Annotated in this window: 19 protein-coding genes; 9 read left to right on the forward strand and 10 right to left on the reverse strand. The window is 73.5% G+C overall.

Translation table 11 applies throughout. From position 1 onward, the window contains the following. Window positions 1-122: 122 nt before the first annotated feature. Window positions 123-1,322, reverse strand: coding sequence for a homoserine O-acetyltransferase MetX (gene metX, locus ASG28_RS03515; RefSeq protein ID WP_055972062.1), 1,200 nt, complete (start codon window positions 1,320-1,322; stop codon window positions 123-125). Window positions 1,323-1,421: 99 nt separating this feature from the next. Next, on the reverse strand, window positions 1,422-2,753 hold the full coding sequence (locus ASG28_RS03520) for a bifunctional o-acetylhomoserine/o-acetylserine sulfhydrylase (protein ID WP_055972065.1): 1,332 nt from the start codon (window positions 2,751-2,753) through the stop codon (window positions 1,422-1,424). Window positions 2,754-2,934: 181 nt separating this feature from the next. Here ASG28_RS03520 and ASG28_RS03525 point away from each other — a divergent pair, with 181 nt between their 5' ends. Continuing rightward, window positions 2,935-3,711, forward strand: coding sequence for an SDR family oxidoreductase (locus ASG28_RS03525; RefSeq protein ID WP_055972068.1), 777 nt, complete (start codon window positions 2,935-2,937; stop codon window positions 3,709-3,711). Here the strand turns inward: ASG28_RS03525 and ASG28_RS03530 are convergent. After that, a complete protein-coding gene (locus ASG28_RS03530; protein ID WP_055972071.1) occupies window positions 3,698-4,288 on the reverse strand; it encodes a hypothetical protein in 591 nt (196 codons plus the stop codon). The two genes, ASG28_RS03525 and ASG28_RS03530, sit on opposite strands and share 14 nt — an antisense overlap. Before the next feature lie 549 nt (window positions 4,289-4,837). Between ASG28_RS03530 and ASG28_RS03535 the strand changes: the two genes are divergently transcribed. The 7 genes from ASG28_RS03535 (at window position 4,838) to ASG28_RS03565 (ending at window position 10,782) form a co-directional block, all read left to right on the forward strand. Further along, window positions 4,838-5,830 (forward strand): glycosyltransferase family A protein, encoded by a 993-nt coding sequence (locus tag ASG28_RS03535; protein WP_055972076.1) that lies wholly within the window; start codon window positions 4,838-4,840, stop codon window positions 5,828-5,830. Between the two features lie 115 nt (window positions 5,831-5,945). Further along, entirely contained in the window at window positions 5,946-7,142 is a 1,197-nt protein-coding gene (locus tag ASG28_RS03540) for an FAD-binding domain-containing protein (RefSeq protein ID WP_055972078.1), read from the forward strand. 80 nt (window positions 7,143-7,222) lie between these two features. Continuing rightward, the gene (locus ASG28_RS03545; RefSeq protein WP_055976839.1) at window positions 7,223-7,987 is read left to right on the forward strand and encodes a YqjF family protein; all 765 of its coding nucleotides are present in this window, start codon (window positions 7,223-7,225) and stop codon (window positions 7,985-7,987) included. 34 nt (window positions 7,988-8,021) lie between these two features. Continuing rightward, window positions 8,022-8,570: a phosphoribosyltransferase gene (locus tag ASG28_RS03550; RefSeq protein WP_055972081.1), complete on the forward strand. Its 549-nt coding sequence runs from the start codon at window positions 8,022-8,024 to the stop codon at window positions 8,568-8,570. Further along, the gene (locus tag ASG28_RS03555) at window positions 8,567-9,310 is read left to right on the forward strand and encodes a Type 1 glutamine amidotransferase-like domain-containing protein (RefSeq protein WP_235477509.1); all 744 of its coding nucleotides are present in this window, start codon (window positions 8,567-8,569) and stop codon (window positions 9,308-9,310) included. The genes ASG28_RS03550 and ASG28_RS03555 overlap by 4 nt, the downstream gene beginning before the upstream one ends. Window positions 9,311-9,357: 47 nt before the next feature. After that, window positions 9,358-10,047 carry a uracil-DNA glycosylase gene (locus ASG28_RS03560; RefSeq protein ID WP_055976842.1) on the forward strand — a complete coding sequence of 230 codons (690 nt, stop codon included), beginning with the start codon at window positions 9,358-9,360 and terminating at the stop codon, window positions 10,045-10,047. A gap of 141 nt (window positions 10,048-10,188) precedes the next feature. Beyond that, window positions 10,189-10,782, forward strand: a complete 594-nt coding sequence (locus ASG28_RS03565; protein ID WP_055972084.1) for a GNAT family N-acetyltransferase — start codon at window positions 10,189-10,191, stop codon at window positions 10,780-10,782. A gap of 3 nt (window positions 10,783-10,785) precedes the next feature. On the opposite strand, the gene ASG28_RS16710 is transcribed toward ASG28_RS03565, so the two are convergent. Beyond that, window positions 10,786-11,403 carry a TetR/AcrR family transcriptional regulator gene (locus tag ASG28_RS16710; RefSeq protein ID WP_055972087.1) on the reverse strand — a complete coding sequence of 206 codons (618 nt, stop codon included), beginning with the start codon at window positions 11,401-11,403 and terminating at the stop codon, window positions 10,786-10,788. Between the two features lie 5 nt (window positions 11,404-11,408). Beyond that, window positions 11,409-11,747 carry a DMT family transporter gene (locus ASG28_RS03575; RefSeq protein WP_043593751.1) on the reverse strand — a complete coding sequence of 113 codons (339 nt, stop codon included), beginning with the start codon at window positions 11,745-11,747 and terminating at the stop codon, window positions 11,409-11,411. Between the two features lie 121 nt (window positions 11,748-11,868). Between ASG28_RS03575 and ASG28_RS03580 the strand changes: the two genes are divergently transcribed. Continuing rightward, the gene (locus ASG28_RS03580; protein WP_055972090.1) at window positions 11,869-13,293 is read left to right on the forward strand and encodes an amidase; all 1,425 of its coding nucleotides are present in this window, start codon (window positions 11,869-11,871) and stop codon (window positions 13,291-13,293) included. 32 nt (window positions 13,294-13,325) lie between these two features. Here ASG28_RS03580 and ASG28_RS03585 read toward each other — a convergent pair whose 3' ends face one another. Genes ASG28_RS03585 through ASG28_RS03605 form a run of 5 tightly spaced genes read right to left on the reverse strand, consistent with a single transcriptional unit; the run spans window position 13,326 to window position 18,295 of the window. After that, window positions 13,326-14,132 (reverse strand): ABC transporter ATP-binding protein, encoded by an 807-nt coding sequence (locus ASG28_RS03585; protein ID WP_235477511.1) that lies wholly within the window; start codon window positions 14,130-14,132, stop codon window positions 13,326-13,328. Then, window positions 14,129-14,908: an ABC transporter ATP-binding protein gene (locus ASG28_RS03590; protein WP_055972092.1), complete on the reverse strand. Its 780-nt coding sequence runs from the start codon at window positions 14,906-14,908 to the stop codon at window positions 14,129-14,131. The genes ASG28_RS03585 and ASG28_RS03590 overlap by 4 nt, the downstream gene beginning before the upstream one ends. Further along, the gene (locus ASG28_RS03595; RefSeq protein ID WP_082454329.1) at window positions 14,905-15,849 is read right to left on the reverse strand and encodes an ABC transporter permease; all 945 of its coding nucleotides are present in this window, start codon (window positions 15,847-15,849) and stop codon (window positions 14,905-14,907) included. The genes ASG28_RS03590 and ASG28_RS03595 overlap by 4 nt, the downstream gene beginning before the upstream one ends. Then, entirely contained in the window at window positions 15,846-16,799 is a 954-nt protein-coding gene (locus ASG28_RS03600; RefSeq protein ID WP_055972095.1) for an ABC transporter permease, read from the reverse strand. The genes ASG28_RS03595 and ASG28_RS03600 overlap by 4 nt, the downstream gene beginning before the upstream one ends. Continuing rightward, a complete protein-coding gene (locus ASG28_RS03605) occupies window positions 16,796-18,295 on the reverse strand; it encodes an ABC transporter substrate-binding protein (RefSeq protein ID WP_055972098.1) in 1,500 nt (499 codons plus the stop codon). Before ASG28_RS03605 ends, ASG28_RS03600 begins: the two co-directional genes overlap by 4 nt. Window positions 18,296-18,354: the final 59 nt, after the last annotated feature.

Below are 18,354 nucleotides of genomic sequence, written 5' to 3' on the forward strand. Positions count from 1 at the left end.
TCCTCATGTTTTCACACCCAGCCCCCTCTCAGGGGGTCGTGCAGGGCCCGAATCGCCGATCGGCGAGGTAACGATCCGGTCGCGACGCCGAACTGTACCCCGTGGTGTCCACCGAACTGGGGTCAGTCGAGCAGGCGACGAAGCTGGGCGCCCACGGCATCGCCCTCGATGAGGAATCCGTCGTGCCCGTTGGGGCTCTCGACGACGGCCACGTCGTCGCCGTCCAGCCCGTGCCGCAGGTGTCGTGCGATCACCCGCTGGTCGGACACGGGGAAGAGCCGGTCGCTGTCGACGCCGAGCACGAGCGTCCGGGCCGTGATGCGGTTGAGGGCCGCCGCCACGCCACCCCGGTCGCGCCCGACGTCGTGCGAGTTCATCGCGCCCAGCAGGGTCACGTAGCTGCCCGCGTCGAAGCGTCGGGTGAACTTGTTGCCGTGGAAGTCGAGGTAGCTCTCGACCTGGAAGCGCCCCGGACCGCCCAGCGGCGAGATCTCGCTCTGCCAGCTGCGACCGAACCGGGCGTTCAGCTCGTCGGGCGAGCGGTAGTTGAGCAGGGCCATCCGCCGGGCGAGCGCGAGGCCGCGGTACGGGCCGTCGACGGAGTCGTAGTAGTCGCCGCCGTCGAAGGCGGCGTCCATCCGGATCGCCTCGTACTGCACCGTGTTCAAGGCGATCTGGTCGGCGCTCACGACCGGCGGCGCGGCCAGCACGGCGAGCCGGGCGACGCGCGCCGGGTGCGTGATCGCCCACTCGAGGGCGTGCATGCCGCCCATCGACCCGCCGACGACCGCGGCCCACCGCTCGATGCCGAGGCGGTCGGCCAGCGCCGCCTGGGCGGCGACCTGGTCGCGGATCGTCAGGTGGGGGAACCTCGACCCCCACTCGACGGCGTCCGGCGCGAACGACGAGGGGCCGGTGCTGCCCTGGCAGCCCCCGAGCACGTTCGGTGCGACGACGAACCAGCGGTCGGTGTCGATCGCGAGCCCGGGGCCGACGACGCCGTTCCACCAGCCGGCCGTGGGGTGGCCGGGGCCGGCCGCACCGACGACGTGGCTGTCGCCGGTCAGGGCGTGCGAGACGAGCACGGCGTTGCCGCGGTCGGCGTCGAGCTCGCCCCAGGTCTCGTAGGCGATCCGTGGTCGGGGCAGCGTGGCGCCGCTCTCGAGCACGAGGTCGTCCAGGGCCTCGAACGACCTTCCGCCGGGGTCGTCGCCGTCGCGCCAGGCGCCGGTGACCGGCGGGCGGCCGAGCATCGCCAGGCGTGTGCGCTCGCTGATGACGCTCGACGGGATGGTGTCCTCGGGTGTGCTCTGCCAGTCCATGTGACGTCCATCCTGGACGAGCCGAGGAGGCGCGGTGCGTTTGTTACGCGCACCGCGCCTCCTCGGGGCTGCCGCGACCTGTGCGGCCTCGGCGTCGTCCTAGCTGCTGCGGAGCGCCTCCCGGGTGACGGCGCGTGCCGCCGCGAAGCCTGCGTCGAGGTCGGCCTTCAGGTCGTCGACGTTCTCGAGGCCGACCGAGAGGCGGACGAGCCCCGGGGTGACGCCGGTCGTCAGCTGCTGCTCGGGGGTGAGCTGCGAGTGGGTCGTCGACGCGGGGTGGATGACGAGGCTCCTCACGTCGCCGATGTTCGCGAGGTGGCTGAACAACTCCAGCGCGTCGACGAGCGCCCGACCGGCGTCGACGCCGCCCTTGAGCTCGAACGAGAGGACGGCCCCGACGCCCCGGGGCGCGTACTTGTTGGCCGCCGCGTACCACGGGCTGGTGGGCAGACCCGCGTAGTACACCGCGGCCACGTCGTCACGCGAGTCGAGCCACTCGGCGATCTCCTGGGCGTTCTGGACGTGCCGCTCGATGCGCAGGCTGAGCGTCTCGATGCCCTGGATCAGCGAGAACGCCGTGTCGGGGCTGTTCGAGGCCCCCAGGTCGCGCAGCAGCTGCACCCGGGCCTTGATCACGTACGCGAGCGCGTCGCCGACGGCCTGCGTGTAGACGGCTCCGTGGTACGACGGGTCGGGCTGCGTCAGGCCGGGGAAGCGCTCCGCGTTCGCCGACCACGGGAACGTGCCGCCGTCGACGATGAAGCCGCCGATGACCGTGCCGTGTCCGCCGAGGAACTTCGTCGCCGAGTGCACGACGATGTCGGCGCCGTGCTCGAGCGGCCGGATCAGGTACGGCGTGGCGATCGTGTTGTCGACGATCAGCGGCACGCCCTCGGCGTGCGCGACGTCCGACACCTTCTCGAGGTCGAGGATGTTGATCTTGGGGTTGCCGATGGTCTCGGCGAAGAACAGCTTCGTGTTCGGGCGCACGGCGCGGCGCCACTCGTCGGCGTCGTCCTGGTTCTCGACGAAGGTCGTCTCGATGCCGAGCTTCGCGAGCGTGTACTTGAAGAGGTTGTACGTGCCGCCGTAGATCGACGACGACGACACGATGTGGTCGCCCGCCTCGGCGATGTTCAGCACGGCGAAGGTCGACGCGGCCTGACCCGACGCCACCAACAGTGCACCCGTGCCGCCCTCGAGCGCGGCGATGCGCTTCTCCACGACGTCGTGGGTGGGGTTCATGATGCGCGAGTAGATGTTGCCGTTCTCGGCCAGGGCGAAGAGGTCCTGCGCGTGCTGCGCGTCCCGGAAGACGTACGACGTCGTCTTGTAGATCGGGGTCGCACGGGCGTGGGTCGTCGGGTCGGGCTGGGCTCCGGCGTGGATCTGCTGCGTCTCGAACTTCCAGGCGGGCTGGGCGTCGGTCATGGTCTGCTCCTGCGGTCGGGGTGCGTGGGCCGGGGTGGTCGGCGGGGTCTGCGGTGACAGCCACGGTACGGACCGTGCCCCCGACCGTCCACGACGCCGGACACGCGACGTAACGGGGCCACTAGCGTGGGCCGGGTGCGTCCGCAACGGACGACGACGAACGAGGCAGCAGGAGGCACACGTGGCGAAGCGGGTCGTGGTGACGGGAGCCAGCTCGGGCATCGGAGCGGCGACGGTGCGGTTGTTCCGCTCGCGCGGCTGGGAGGTCGTCGCGGTCGCCCGACGCGAGGAGCGCCTCCGTGCGCTCGCCGACGAGACGGGGGCGACCTGGTTCCGGGCCGACCTCACCCACGACGACGACGTGGCCGCCCTGCGCGCCCACGTCGAGGCGACCGGCCCGCTCCACGCGCTGGTCAACAACGCCGGCGGCGCCTTCGGCCTCGACAGCGTCGAGAACGGTTCGATCGACGACTGGCAGCGCATGTTCGACGTCAACGTGCTCGGCACCAAGCGTGCGGTCACCGCCTTGTTGCCCTCGCTGCGCCACGGAGCCGAGGAGGCGCGGGGCGCGGACATCGTCACGGTCACCTCGATCGCCGGTCACGTCGCGTACGAGAACGGCGGCGGCTACAACGCCTCGAAGTTCGCCGAGCACGCCCTCGTGGCCGTGCTGCGGCTCGAGCTCGCGGGGGAGCCGATCCGGGTGATCGAGATCGCCCCGGGCATGGTGCACACCGAGGAGTTCTCGCTCGTGCGCTTCGGCGGCGACCGGGACCGGGCCGACGCCGTCTACCGCGACGTCGAGGCGCCGCTGACGGCCGACGACGTCGCCGAGGCGATCGTCCACTCGGTCGAGCTGCCGGCCCACGTCAACCTCGACCTGGTGACGATCAAGCCCGTGGCGCAGGCAGCGACCTACAAGGTCGCGAAGGGCGAGCTGAAGGTCAAGCAGGACTGACCGGGCCGGCGGGGCCCGCGGACCGGGCCTCGCGCAAGGCCGCGAGGTCGCCCTCGACGAGGTCGCGCAACCGCTCGTGACGTCCGTCGTCGTAGTCGTCGTCCGGGCGCGCCGCCCAACCGAGCCGATCCACGACGGTCTGGCCGACGTCGTCCCAGGCACGTGACCGGGCGGCCGCCACGACCTCGGCCACGAAGTCGGCGTCGTCCCGGCGCGAGGCCAGCGCCCGGGCCACGCCCTTCGACGCCGCCTCGCGAAGCTTGAGCGCGTCGACGTCCTCGGGGCGGTAGTCGAACTGGTGTCGGGACTGCCCGTACGACCGGCCGGTCATCCGCCGCAGCCGGCGCACCCGCACCGCGGCCGCGGCCTGCTCGGCGGTCAGGCGGTCGATCTCGTCGCGGGTGACCCGGGTGGCGACGGCTTCGTCGAACGGCAGGTGCTCCTGCAGGGCGCGGCGGATGATCTGGTTGGTCACGGCGACGACCAGGGCGGAGCGGACGATCAGCAGGCCCTCGTCGACGGCGCGCTCGAGCGCCGTGCGTTCGGCGCGGCGGCGCGTTCCGGGGCCGTGGGGCACGGGTCGACGTCCTCTCGTGGTGTGACGGGTGAGGCCCCGACCCTACCGGCGTGCAGGGGGCCGGCGGCCGGGTGGGTGGGCCGGGCGACGGGTGGACGGACGACGCGGCGCAGGGGTCACGAGCGGGTGGTTCCGACGCGGGGTGACCCGGCGGACGACCGGGCGGACGCCGCCGACGGTGCCCGCGCCTCCTGCCGTCCGGGGCCCCCGGGGCCGCCGAACCGCGCAAAAGGGCGGGCCTCACCCGGGGGGAGCCGACGTGGGTCGGGTCCCACCCGGACGTCACCCGGACGAGGCCCCCTCGAACGGGGGACCCCCTCGTGCCTCGTGTTCCCAGGAGGCGCCCCGTAGCGTTGTCGAGGTCAGGACGCTCCGAACCCGAATCCGGGGCGTGCCTCTGCCGCGGTCGCCCGAATCGACCACCGGCCGACGACGTCGGGCCACCCACTCGACGACGTCACCCGAACGCACCCTCCGACGAGGGTCGCCACCCGAACGCGCCGCCCTGCGACGTGACCGGCGACCGTCGACGACCCCAGAGGAACCCCCGTGACCCTCCGCGCCCGCACGCCCCTGCCCGCCGTCCGCCCCGCCCCCCGCGTCAGCGTCGTCGTCTGCGCCGACGAATCCACCCCGTTCGACGGTCTGACGGCCGCACTCGACTCCGTCCTGCGGGACGGGGACGTGCACGACGTCCTCGTCGTCGTCGACCGTGCGCCGCGACTCCGCGACCACCTGCGCCACCGCTACGACGACCTCGTCGTGGTCGACAACACCCGCACACCCGGGCTCGCCGGCAGCCGCGACACCGGCATCGAGTCCGCGCGGGGCGACGTCGTCGCGTTCCTCGCGGCGGACTCCCTCGCCCACGCCGGCTGGGCCCGGGCGCTCGCCGCGCCGTTCGACCAGGTCGACGTGATCGCCGTCGTCGGCCGGACCGAGCCGACCTGGCCCGGTGCGGCCGCGTCCGCCCTGCCCGACGACCTGCTCTGGGCCGTCGACTGCACGCCCCGCTCGCGTCCCGACGGCCTCGTGGGGCTCGACGACGTGGCGGGGGCGACCGTCGCGTTCCGCCGCTGGGACCTGCTGCAGGTCGGCGGCCTGGCCAGCGGGGTCGACGCCCGTGACGCCGTGCCCCGTGGCGCCGAGTTCGTCGAGCTGTGCCTGCGCCTGGCGGCGGACGAGCCGGAGGCGCGCATCGTCTCGACCTCGTCGGCCCGCGTCTCGCGCACCGTCGTCGCGCACGAGACGCGTCGGCAGTCCGTGGCCGCCTCGGCCTTCGACCGCGGCGTCGCGCACACGGCCCTGCGCCGGTCGTTCGGTCGGGACGTCGACACCGAGACCACGCGCGGCGTCACGCCGGGCCGGACGGCCGCGGCCGCCCTTCGTCTGCTCGGCGCCCGTCGCCGAGGTGCCTCGATGCTCGCCGTGGCCTCGATCGCACTGGTCGCCGGGCGACTGGTCGGCCGGCTGCGGGGGGCGCGCATCGGCGTGCCGCTCGAGGACCTCGAGCCGCTGCGTTCGGCGACCGTCCGTCACTGACCGGCGTGGCGCCGCCCTCCGGTCCGGTGGGCACGTCGTCGCTGCCGGCGTCCACCGCAGGCCTCCCGCGGGACGACGCCGGTCGCCACGGACCGCGGGGTCGCAAGATGGAGGCGTGCTCATCCCGACCAGAGTCGCCGGCCTCGAGGCCCTCGACGAGTTCCTGCCCCGCGCCGGCTCCGCCTACGCCCGTGACCGGAACCACGACCCGGGGATCTCGCGGCGCAACGTCTCTGGGCTGTCGCCGTACCTGCGCCACCGCCTCGTGACGGAACGCGAGGTCGTCGGCGCGGTCCTCGAGCGGCACACGCTCGGTGCCGCCGAGAAGTTCGTGCAGGAGGTGTTCTGGCGCACCTACTGGAAGGGCTGGCTCGAGCAGAACCCCGAGGTGTGGCGGCGGTACCGCCGGGACGTCGACCGCGCCGTCGACGCCGGCGTCCCCGCGGGGTACGAGGAGGCGGTCGCCGGCCGCACCGGGATCGACGCGATGGACGCCTGGGTGCGTGAGCTCGTCGACACCGGGTACCTCCACAACCACACGCGCATGTGGTTCGCCAGCATCTGGATCTTCACGCTCGGTCTGCCGTGGCAGCTGGGCGCCGACTTCTTCCACCGGCACCTGCTGGACGGGGACGCGGCCTCGAACACGCTGTCGTGGCGGTGGGTCGCCGGCCTGCAGACCGCCGGCAAGACGTACCTGGCGACGGCCTCGAACATCTCGCGCTTCACCGACGGCCGGTTCTCGCCCGTCGGCCTCGCCACCACGGCCCGGGCCCTCGACGAGGAGCCGCTGCCCCCGCGGACGCCCGTCGAACCGGCCGACGTCGTCGGTTCCCCGGGCACCCGGGTCGGACTCCTGCTGCACGAGGAGGACCTCGAGCCCGAGAGCCTCCTCGCCGAACGCCCCGGTCTCGTGGCACGGCTGTCGGCGACCGCCGTCGTCGCCTACCCCGGGTCACGGTCCCCCCGAGGGGCCTCGGCCGCCGTCGTGGCCTTCACGACGGGCGCCGTGGACGACGCGGCGACGCGCACGCCCGACGCCGACGGTCGGCCCGCCCGGACGCTGTCCGACGCGCTGCCCGCCACCGTCGTCGAGTGGGCACGGTCCGAGGGTCTCGACACGGTGCTGACGCCGTACGCGCCGGTCGGCCCGGTCCAGGAACGCCTCGAGACCGTCCGCGCCGCCCTGTCGGTCGAGGGGATCGACCTCGTCACCGTCCGACGGCGTTGGGACGGCGAGGCCTGGCCGTCCGCCTCGCGGGGCTTCTTCCCGTTCCGCGGACGCATCCCGGAACTCGTCCGACACCTGTGACGAGGGTCGACGGAGGGTCCGGCGACGACACCCGTGCCCAGCTGTGGGGCGTTCAGGGGGCCGTCCGTACCGTGGCCTCCATGGACCAGACCACGCCGGGGGCCGAGCCCGCGCCGGTGACCCGCACCGCGCCTCCTCTGCTCCGCACGCCGTTCATCCGACAGCACTGGGGCGGGCTGGCCTTCGCCCACTGGAGGGTCGAGCCCGACCGCGTCGCACCGCTGTTGCCGCCCGGCACGCGGCCCGACGTGTTCGACGGATCGACCTGGGTCGGCCTGATCCCGTTCAAGCTGACCGGCAGCGCCTTCGGTCCGCTGCCCGCCGTGCCCTGGGCCGGGGACTTCCTCGAGACGAACGTGCGGCTGTACTCGGTCGACGCCCTGGGCCGTCGCGGCGTGGTGTTCCGCACCCTCGAGGCGCAGCGCCTCGTGTCGGTGCTCGCCGCGAACGTCGGGCTCGGTCTGCCCTACCGGTGGGCGTCGATGCACGAGTCCCGGGCCGACGGGGTCGTGACGTACCGCAGCACCAGGCTCGGGCCGGGGGCGAACCCGTCGTCGCGCCTGTCCGTCCGACCCACCGACGAGGTGGTCGACGGCGACCCGCTCGCCGAGTTCCTCACGGCCCGCTGGGGCATGCACGTCGCCCGGGGCGGACGCACGCGGTACTGGCCGAACCGGCACGACGCCTGGTCGCTGCGCCGGGCCGAGCTGGTCGACCTCGACGACGAGCTGGTGGCCGACGGCGGACTGCCGGGCGTCACCGACCGTGAGCCCGACTCGCTGCTCTGGTCCGACGGCGTCGACACCGTCTTCGCGCCTCCCGGGGGTGCCTGGGTCCCCGCGTGACGCGTGGGGGCCTGCGCGCGTTACGGTTGTCGGCATGGTCACCCCACCCGACGACAGCCAGGCCGCCCCCGCACGACCCGAGGTCGAGGCTCCCGAGAGGGAGGTGCTGGGCTGGCTCGAGTTCGGTGAGGCCGCTCGCCACCTGGCCTCGGACGTCGTCCAGGCGGGGTTCACGCCCGACGTGATCGTCGCCGTCGCCCGCGGGGGGCTCGTGCTCGCCGGGGCCGTGGCCTACGCGCTCGACACCAAGATGTGCGGCTCGATCAACGTCGAGTTCTACACGGGAGTCGACGAGCGACTGCCCGAGCCCGTCCTGCTGCCGCCGACCCTCGACGCCCCCTCGCTCGAGGGCAAGAAGGTGCTCGTCGTCGACGACGTGTCCGACTCGGGGCGCACCCTCGTGCTCGTGCGTGACCTGCTCGCCGAGGTCGCCGCCGAGGTCCGCACCGTCTGCCTGTACAGCAAGCCCCGCACCGTGCTCGAACCCGACTTCGTCTGGAAGCGCACCGACCAGTGGATCACCTTCCCGTGGAGCGCGCTGCCGCCCGTGACACGCGAGGTCGGATCGGGGGCCGGCGAGTGAGCATCCACCTCGTGGGCGGCGGCTGGTCACCCGACGACACCGAGCTGTACGACCTCTTCGTGGCCGAGGCCGCCGTCCGAGGTGCCGCCGTCGGCCGGAGCGTGCCGCGCATCGCCGTGCTCATCGTCGTCGCCGAGGACTCGCCGTCCGCCGAGTTCCGCGACGGCTACCCGGCCATGCTGGCCGCCGGCGGCCGCTGCGAGGCCCTCACCACGATCGTCGCCGCGGGTGACGAGTTCGACACCCGCGTGCTCAGCGACGTCGACGGCTTGCTCGTGGCGGGCGGGCTCACCCCCGCCTACCTCGACGCCGTCGCGCCGCTGATCGACCAGGTGCGCCTGCTCGTCGCCGACGGACTGCCCTACCTCGGTTTCTCGGCCGGTGCCATGATCGCCGCCGACCGCGCCGTGCTCGGCGGCTGGTTGATCGGCGACGTCCCGGTCTGCCCCGAGGACGCCGCCGAGGACCTGGACGAGGTCACCCTCGCCGACGGACTCGGCCTCGTCGACCTCGCCATCGACGTGCACGCCGCCCAGTGGGGCACCCTGACCCGGCTGATCGCCGCGACCGAGGCCGGCCTCGTCCGCGGCGGCGTCGCGATCGACGAGAACACCGCCCTGGTCGTCGGCGAGGGCGCCCTCGCGGTTCTCGGCACCGGCAGCGTCTGGCGGGTCGAACCGCAGCTCGACGACGACGGCGAGATCGTCGGCGTCTCGGTCGGCACGCTCGGGGTCGAGTGACCGACGCGACCGGCTCCGGGCCGGGCCGCGACGACGTCCCCGTCGAGATGCACGACCACCGCCGACCGCTCTCGGAGCAGATCGACCCCTCGTGGGCGACCGCGCTCGAGCCCGTGGCCGACCGCATCGCCGACATGGGCGAGTACCTGCGGGCCGAGGTGCGCGCCGGGCGCGGTTACCTGCCCGCCGGCGAGGACGTGCTGCGTGCCTTCCGTCAGCCGCTCGACGAGGTGCGCGTCCTGATCGTCGGTCAGGACCCCTACCCGACGCCCGGCCACCCGATCGGGCTGTCGTTCGCCGTCGACCCGCAGGTCCGACCGGTCCCGCGCAGCCTGGCGAACATCTACCGCGAGCTGCACGACGACCTCGGCGTGCCCGTCGTCGAACACGGCGACCTGACCTCGTGGTCGCGCCACGGCGTGCTGCTGCTCAACCGGGTGCTCACGGTGCGTCCGGGCGAGACGGCGTCGCACCGCGGCAAGGGCTGGGAGCCGGTCACCCAACGCGCCATCGAGGTGCTGGCCGCACGGGGCGGGCCGCTCGTGGCCATCCTGTGGGGCCGCGACGCGTCGGCGCTCAAGCCGATGCTCGGTGACGTCCCCTCGATCGAGTCGCCCCACCCGAGCCCCCTGTCGGCGTCGCGCGGGTTCTTCGGCTCGCGACCGTTCAGCCGGGCAAACGAGCTGCTCGTCGCCCAGGGCGGCGAACCCGTCGACTGGACGCTTCCGCCCGCCTGACCCCCTCCCGGCCTGGCGGCCCGGCCCCGGTCCGGCCGACGACGGGCGGGTTCGACGGAAGCGGGCCGTCACGACCGCCCGTCGACGGCGAACACGCCCGCGTTCGCGACGAGCCCGCGCCCGGCGTGGCAGAGTGGCCCCGTGCTCGAAGAGGAATACCAGCCCCGACGGCGTCTTCCCCGAGCCCTGCGGCCCCCGGCCCCGGTCGAGCCCGAGTTCTCGTTCGCGATCCGCCCCGCGACGCCCGCCGACCTGCCCTACGTGCGAGAGATCTACAACCACTACGTGGCGAACTCGTCGGTCACCTTCGACGAAGACGCCATGACCCTCGCCGAGTGGCGTCGCAAGTACGCCTTCGTCACGAAGCTCGGCATGCCCTTCCTCGTCGCGGTGAACCCGTCCGGCGAGGCGCTCGGCTACGCGGTCGCGACCCCGTGGGGTGGCAAGGCGGCCTACCGCTACACCGTCGAGAGCTCGATCTACCTGCGGGCCGCGTCGACGGGCAAGGGCCTCGGCCGCGCCCTGCTCGAGGCGCTCGTCGAGGCCTGTCGGGACGCCGGCATCCGCGAGATGATCGCGGTCATCGCCGACAAGAACGCCGAGGCGTCGATCGGCCTGCACGAGCGGCTCGGCTTCACCGAGGTCGGTCGCATGGGCCGGGTCGGCTTCAAGTTCGGCCGCTGGCTCGGCACCATCACGATGCAGAAGTCGCTCAAGAAGCGCCGCCGCGGCTGAGCCTCAGGCCGACGGCCCGACGATCTCGCGCAACACGCGTTCGGTCGCGTCCACGGTCGCGGGCTCGCCGCGCCAGAGCATGCGGACGATCAACCCGTCGACCGCGAGGGCCACGACGTCGACCCGCTCGGTCAGCACGCCCGCCCGCCGCAGCACGTGCTCGAGTGACGAGTACCAGAGGTCGGCGTCCTCGCGCAGCGACTCGTCCCGCATGGCGGTGAAGAGCAGCTCGTACTGCGCCCGGGCGGACCCGCGCTCGGTGATCGCGTACCGGACGAGGGTCTCGGCCAGGTCACCCAAGGAGGCGCGCTCGAGTCGGTCGAACGACCGCACCCAGTCGGTGGTCGCGTGGCGCAGCGCCGCGCGCAGCAGGTCGTCTCGTCCGGCGAAGTAGTACGTGGCCGCCGAGACCGGGACGCCGGCCGCGCGGGCGACCGCCCGGTGCGTGACGGCCGAGGGGCCGCCCGCCTCGAGGACGGCCAGGACGCCGTCGAGCAGCGCGCGCCTCCTGGTCTCGCCCTTGGGGGTGAGGGCCTGGCCGCCGGGGCCGACGGACCGGCCGCCGGGGCCGACGATCGGGCCGCCGGGGGCCCGGCCGTCAGGCGAGGTCGTGTCGGTCACCGGGGTCAGGCCGCTGCCTCGTGGCGACCGCCGAGCTCGAGCATGGTCACGCCGCCGATGACGAGGACGATGCCGCCGAGCTGGACGAGGGTCAGGGGCTCCTTGAAGAAGATCCAGCTGATGAGGGCGACGAGCACGACGCCGACGCCGGCCCAGATCGCGTAGGCGATGCCGAGCGGCACGCCCTTGGTCAGCGACTGCGAGAGCATCGCGAACGCGAAGACGTAGCCGACCACGACCGCCGCGTACTGCCACCACTTGGCGTCGGGGCCGCTGGTGACCTTGAGGAAGCTCGTGGCGAAGACCTCGCCGACGATGGCGAGCGCGAGGAAGAGGTAACCCATGACGGTGTCCTGTCGAGTCGTGCGACGGTCCCGGCGGCGACCTGCGGCCGAGGGAGCACGAATGGGACAAATGTACCAGAAAAGACCGCGCAGGGCAGGGGCCGCGGCCTAGGCTCGACGGGTGTTCGAACTCCACCACCTGAGCGCCCACGAGCAGTGGGACTGGCTGCGCCGCGGCGAGGTCTCGCCCCGCGAGCTGACCACCCACTACCTCGAGCGCATCGCCCGCCTCGACGGCGACATCGGCGCGTTCGTCACGGTGACCGGCGAGGCCGCCCTCGAGCAGGCCGACGCCCTGGCCGCCGACGGGCCCTCGGTCGCTCCCCTCTGGGGGCTGCCGCTGGCCGACAAAGACCTCAGCGACCGGGCGGGCGTGCCGACCTGGTCGGGGTCGCGCCTCAGCCGGGGGCGGGTGCCCACGTCGTCGTCCGAGATCACCGAGGTGCTCGACGAGGCCGGCGCGATCAGCGTGGGCAAGACGGCCACGCCCGAGTACGGGCTGACCGCGTACACCGAGACGCTCGTCGGTCCGCCGACGCGCAACCCGTGGTCGCCGGGGACGGGCGCCGGCGGGTCGAGTGGCGGGGCCGCGGCCGCCGTCGCCGCGGGGCTCCTGCCGTTCGCGCCCGGGTCGGACGGCGGCGGCAGCATCCGCATCCCGGCGGCCGCCACGGGTCTCGTCGGCCTCAAGCCCTCGCGGGGTCGGGTGCCGGCGCAGTCGGGCCTGACCAGCCTCGCGGGCCTGCCGGTCGGCGGGGCGCTGGCCCGGTCGGTGGCCGACGCCGCCCTGCTGCTCGACGCGATGGTGTCGCCGGACGGGCGCGAGCCGCGCCACCACCAGGCGCTCTGGGCTCCGCCGTCACCCGACGGGGCCTACCTCGGCACGGCCGTGCGGGGCGAGGGACGCTTCCAGGTCGCGGTGATGACGACCAGCCCCTGGGACGACGCGTTCGACGTCCGGGTCGACCCGCGCCTCCTGGGCGTCCTCGGCGAGACCGCCGACCTGCTCGCGACGATGGGGCACGGGGTCGACGAGACAGGCCTGCCGTCGTCGGACTACCCGGCGCTCTTCCGCACGATCTGGCAGGCGGGCGCGGCGGGCATCCCGGCCGAGAGCGAGGCCGAGCTGGCACTGCTCGAGCCGATCACCCGGTGGCTGGTCGAGCAGGGGCGACGCGTCACGGCACGCGAGCTGTCGGCGGCGCTCGTCGGGCTCGCGGCGTTCGAGCGCGACGTGATCGAGCGGTTCTCGGCCTTCGACGCCGTCCTGACGCCGACGCTCGCGATGCTGCCGCGCCCGATCGGCTGGTACGACGCCGAGGACGCCGAACGCAACTTCGAGCAGCAGTGCCTCTACTCGCCGTTCACGTCGTTCGTCAACGTGGCCGGGCTGCCCGCGATCAGCCTCCCGGTGGGCGAGGTGGACGGCGTGCCCGCGGGCGTGCAGCTGATCGGGCGACCCGGACGCGAGGACGTCCTGCTCGCGATCGGCGCCCAGCTCGAGCGGCGACTGCGGTGGCAGCGTCGGCACCCGCCGATGTGGTGAGCCGTCCTCCCACCCGCTGACGAGCCGGCGCCTCAGTCGAGCGTCGGCACCGAGTCCACGAGCGTGCGCGTGTAGTCGTGCCGGGGCCGGCGCAGCACGTCGTCGGTGACCCCCTGCTCGACGACGCGACCGTCGCGCAGGACGGCGACCCGGTCGGCGAGGTGCTGCACGAGTCCGATGTCGTGCGACACGAGCAGCAGTGACAGTCCGCGCTCGTCGCGCAGCTCGCGCAGCAGGTCGAGGATCTGCGCCCGCACGGTGACGTCGAGCGCGCTCATGGGCTCGTCGCCGATCAGCAGCCGCGGCCGGTGCACGAGGGCCCGGGCCAGGGCGATGCGCTGCCGCTGGCCCCCGCTGAACTCGTGCGGCCAGGCCTCGGCGTCGCGCGCCGCGAGACCCACGCGTTCGAGCATCTCGGCCACCAGGCGGTCGTGGTCGCCCTCGACGCCCAGGGCGCGCAGCGGCTCGGCCACGGTGTCACCCACGCGCATGCGGGGGTCGAGCGAGCTGTAGGGGTCCTGCAGGACGATCCCGGTCTGCCGCCTCAGCCAGCGCAGGCGTGAGGCGCGGTCGGGGGCGACCGTCCGGCCGTCGAACGTCACGGTGCCCGAGGTCGCCCGGTCGAGGGCGAGCAGCAGGCGCACGAGCGTGGACTTGCCCGAGCCCGACTCGCCGATCAGGGCGACGCTCTCGCCGGCCGCGACCTCGAGGTCGGCGTCGACCAGCGCGTGGCGCACCGGCCCCGGTTGGAAGGGCGACCGGCGCGGCAGCGTGAAGGTGCGGGTGAGGCCCCGGGCGACGAGCAGAGGAGGCGCGGGGGCGGTGGTCGGGTCGCTCACGAGGCTCTCCAGGTCGTCGCCCTCGTGGCCTCGACGAGTCCGCGGGTGATCTCGTGCTCGGGGCGGTGCAGCAGCTGCTCGACGGGGCCGCGCTCGACGACGCGCCCGTGCGACAGCACCGCCGCGTGGTCGGTGATGCGCGAGAGCACCGCGAGGTCGTGCGTGACGAAGAGCAGCGACGTCCGCTGCTCGTCGACCAGGCGCTGGAAGAGCGCGAGCACCTCGGCCTGCGTCGTGACGTCGAGGGCCGTGGTCGGCTCGTCAGCCAGCACGAGCCCCGGGCGGTTGATCAGGGCCATGGCGATGCCGACGCGCTGCCGCTGACCGCCCGAGAGCTGGTGCGGGTAGAGGTCGACGACGGTCTCGGGGTCGGGCAGGCCGACCTCGGCGGCGGCGGCCACCGCCCGGGCGCGGGCGTCGCGGCGACCGACGCGGCCGTGCAGGCGGAGGGGCTCGGCGATCTGCCGCCCGACGGTGACGACGGGGTCGAGGGCCGTGCGGGGGTCCTGGAAGACCGTGCCGACGACGCGGCCGCGCAGGCCGGCCAGCTCGCGCTCGGATGCCCCGAGCAGTTCGCGCCCGTCCAACCGGATGCTGCCCGTGGCGCGGGCACCGTCGGGCAGCAGGCCGAGGACGGCCAGCGTCGTCATCGACTTGCCCGAGCCGGACTCGCCGATCAGTCCGACCCGCGCACCGTCGGGCACGTCGAGCGAGAGGCCGTCGACGACGCGGCGGTCGCCGACGGCCACGGTCAGGTCGTCGATCACGAGGCTCACGAGACGACCCCCGGGGTGGTCGGGACGCCCGCGGCGGTGGTGCGCGGGGGAGCGGCGGGTGGGGCCGGCGTCGACGGGTCGATCGGGGCGCCGCGTCCCGCCCGGCGGGACCGCAGCCGCGGGTCGGAGGCGTCGCGCACGGCGTCGCCCAGCAGGTTGAGCGCCAGGACGGTCAGCGTGATGGCCAGCCCGGGCCAGACCACCGAGCCGGGGTGCACGCCGATGAACTTCTGCAGGTCGCTCAGCAGACGCCCCCACGAGGCGGTGTCGGCGGGGGCGCCGTAGCCGAGGAACGACAGTCCCGCCTCGGCGAGCACGCTCGTCGCCATCGACAGCGAGAGCTGGACGACGAAGACGGGTGCGATGTTCGGCAGCACGTGGCGACGCAGCACGGCCCCGGTGCCGAGCCCGTTCGCCCGGGCCGCGAGCACGTAGTCTGTCCGCGCGACCTGGCGGATCTCGGACCGGCTGACCCGGGCGATCGTCACCCCGTAGCCGACGCCCACGGCGACGACCACGACGGTGAGCGACCCGCCGAACGCCGCGGCGAGGGCCATGGCGATCAGGAGCGTCGGGAACGCCACGAGCACGTCGATCAGCACGGCGACCGACTCGCGCACCCAGCGGGCCGTCAACGAGCCGAGGGCGGCCAGACCGACCCCGACCACGGTGGCGACGACGCCCGAGGCGACGGCGACCACGACGGTCGTGCCGGTCGCGGCGAAGACGTAGCTGAAGATGTCCCGGCCGACCGAGTCGGTGCCGAAGGGGTGCCCGACCGAGGGCGTCAGCCAGGCCGAGTACGGGTCGGTGTCGAACGGGTCGAGCGGGGTCCAGAACCGGCTGACCAGGGCGGACGCGACGATCAGGGTCAACCAGCCGACGCCGAACGCGCCCTGCGGTCGACGCAACAGCTCACGGACGAACGCACCGCGCCTCATCGGTCGCCCTCGCGGAGGCGCGGGTCGAGCCGCCGGTGCACGACGTCGATCACGAGGCCGATGAACAGCACGAGCGTGGTCAGCGTCATCAGTTCACCCTGCACCTTGGTCAGGTCGCGGCGACCGACATCCGTCACCAACATGCGGCCGAGCCCCGGCAGCGTGAAGAGCTGCTCGATGACGACGGCCGACACGATCAGCCCGGCCACCTGCAGGCCGAGGATCGACACCACGCTGAGCATGACGTTCGGCAGTCCGTGCTTCACGAGGGCACGCGACCGGGTCATGCCGTTGGCGGCGGCCGTCCGCACGTAATCCTGGTCGAGGGCCCCGAGCGCCGCCGAGCGCGTGAAGCGCAGCAGCACGGCCCCCTCGACGATGCCGATGGTCAGGGCCGGCAGCACGAGCGAGCGCAGAGCCCGCCCGGGCTCGCTCCACCCGTCAGCCGGGAACCCCTGCGTCGGCAGGAGGCGCAGCGTGACGGCGAAGACGCCGATCAGCAGCATCCCCGCCCAGACGACCGGGACGGCCGCCAGCAGCTGGGCCCCCGTGCCGAGGACGACCCCGGAGGCGCGGCCGCGGCGGAGTGCGCTCGTCACGCCCAGCGGGATGCCGATCAGCAGCCCGAAGACCAGGGAGAGCGCCGCCAGCGGGAGGGTGACGGCCAGCTTGTCGAGCACCTCGTCGATCACCGGCGTGCCGGTGACGAGCGACTCGCCCAGGTCGAGTCGCACCAGCCCTCCGGCCCAGTCGAGGTACTGCACCACGACGGGCCGGTCGAGGCCGAGCTGCTGACGCAGGGCGGCCACCTGCTCGGGAGAGCCGGTCGTCCCGGCGATCGCCTGGGCGACGTCGCCCGGCAGCAACCGCAGCGTCGCGAAGATCAGCACGCTCGCGACGGCCAGCCCCCCGACGAAGAGGAGCAGGCGGCCGACGACGAAGCGGGTCACTCCGCCGTGGCCAGGTCAGCCAGGTCGAGGCGGGTCGTGGTCGAGCTCGTCGGGAACCCGGTGACGCCGTCGTGGATCGCCGTCAACGTGGTGGCCGTGTAGAGCCACTCGGCGGGGGCGTCCTCGGAGACGATCTTCGCCGCCTCGGCCAACTTCTCGTCGGCGACCTGCGGGTCGGTGGCCGCGATCGACTCGGCGTAGAGCTGCTGGACGGGCGCACTGTCGTAGCCCCAGTAGTAGTCCGGGTTCGCCCAGTTCGAGAAGTCGTGGGTCTCGGCATGGTTCACCATGCTGAGCTCGAAGTCCTTGTCGACGTAGACGTCGTCGAGCCAGGTGCTGAAGTCGACCTGCTGCACCGTCAACGTGACGCCGACGGCCTTGAGCTGCGTCGTCAGCACGTCACCGATCGCGGTCGGGTAGACGTTGGGGTACTCGAGGGTCAGCGACAGGTCGCCGTCGTGGCCGGCCTCGGCGAGCAGGCTCTTCGCCTCGTCGGGGTCGTAGGCGTCGACGCTCGTGAGGTCCGCGTAGCCGGGGTCGAGCTCGGGGATCGGGCCGCCCTGGTCGACGGCCGACCCGCCGACGGCGGCGATCAGCGCGTCGTTGTCGATCGCGAGGCGCAGGGCCTTGCGGACCTTCGCGTCGGTGAACGGTGCGACGGCGTTGTTGAACGCGAGCGTGTACTTGTCGGTCGTCCTGCCCTTCTCGAGCGTGATGCCGTCCACGCCGTCGAGCTGGCTCGACAGGGTCGCGTCGACCGCGGTCTGCACGTCGACGTCGCCCGAGATCGAGGCGTTGATCGCCGCGGACGGGTCGGTCACGTAGCGGAAGGTGACACCCGCGACCTTCGCCGGGGTGCCCCAGTAGTCGTCGAAGCGCCCGAGCTGCAGGTTGTCGCCCTGTCGCCAGCTCGTCAGTTCGAAGGGACCGGTGCCGTTCGCCGTGGTCGACAGGTCGTTCGTCGCCGACTGCTGCAGCACGAGACCGGCCCGCCCCGTGAGATTGAACAGCAGGGAGGAGTCGGGTCGCGAGAGCGTGAGCACGACGGTGTCGGCGGCGGGCGCCGTGACGGTCGAGACGGCGGCGAGGTCGGCGTGGTTCGCGAGCGAGGCGTCGTCCTTGACCTGCGACAGCGACCAGACGACGTCGTCGGCCGTCATCGCGGCACCGTCGTGGAAGGTCACGCCGTCGTGCAGCGTGAACGTGTAGGTGAGGCCGTCGTCGCTGACCGTGTGGCTGGCGGCCAGCACGTCGCGGATCTCGTTGTCCTGCGTGCGGCCCACGAGGCCCTGGTAGACGTTGTCGATCAGCACCTGGTCGAGGGCGATGCCGGCCGTGGTGCGGATGTCGAGGTCGCTCGGCTCGAGCACGAGACCGACCGTGACGGTCGCGTCGGGGTCGGGGGTGCCCGACCCGTCGGGGGACGAGGCGGACGAGCAGCCCGTCACGACGAGCAACAGCGCGGCGACGGCGGCGGAGAGGGGGAGGGTGCGCACCTGGTGGGGCCTTCCGGGGATGGCCGTGGCGGATCGTCCACGGCGACGAGGGACCGGGG

Origin of the sequence: Frigoribacterium sp. Leaf415, from assembly GCF_001424645.1 — a bacterium.
Classification (GTDB): Bacteria; Actinomycetota; Actinomycetes; order Actinomycetales; family Microbacteriaceae; genus Frigoribacterium.

Coding starts and splice junctions, on each gene's coding strand:
- ASG28_RS03545 (WP_055976839.1), top strand. CDS start 7,223: ATGGACCAGACCACGCCGGGGGCCGAGCCCGCGCCGGTGACCCGCACC.
- ASG28_RS03520 (WP_055972065.1), bottom strand. CDS start 2,753: ATGACCGACGCCCAGCCCGCCTGGAAGTTCGAGACGCAGCAGATCCAC.
- ASG28_RS03595 (WP_082454329.1), bottom strand. CDS start 15,849: ATGAGGCGCGGTGCGTTCGTCCGTGAGCTGTTGCGTCGACCGCAGGGC.
- ASG28_RS03575 (WP_043593751.1), bottom strand. CDS start 11,747: ATGGGTTACCTCTTCCTCGCGCTCGCCATCGTCGGCGAGGTCTTCGCC.
- ASG28_RS03560 (WP_055976842.1), top strand. CDS start 9,358: ATGCACGACCACCGCCGACCGCTCTCGGAGCAGATCGACCCCTCGTGG.
- ASG28_RS03550 (WP_055972081.1), top strand. CDS start 8,022: ATGGTCACCCCACCCGACGACAGCCAGGCCGCCCCCGCACGACCCGAG.
- metX (WP_055972062.1), bottom strand. CDS start 1,322: ATGGACTGGCAGAGCACACCCGAGGACACCATCCCGTCGAGCGTCATC.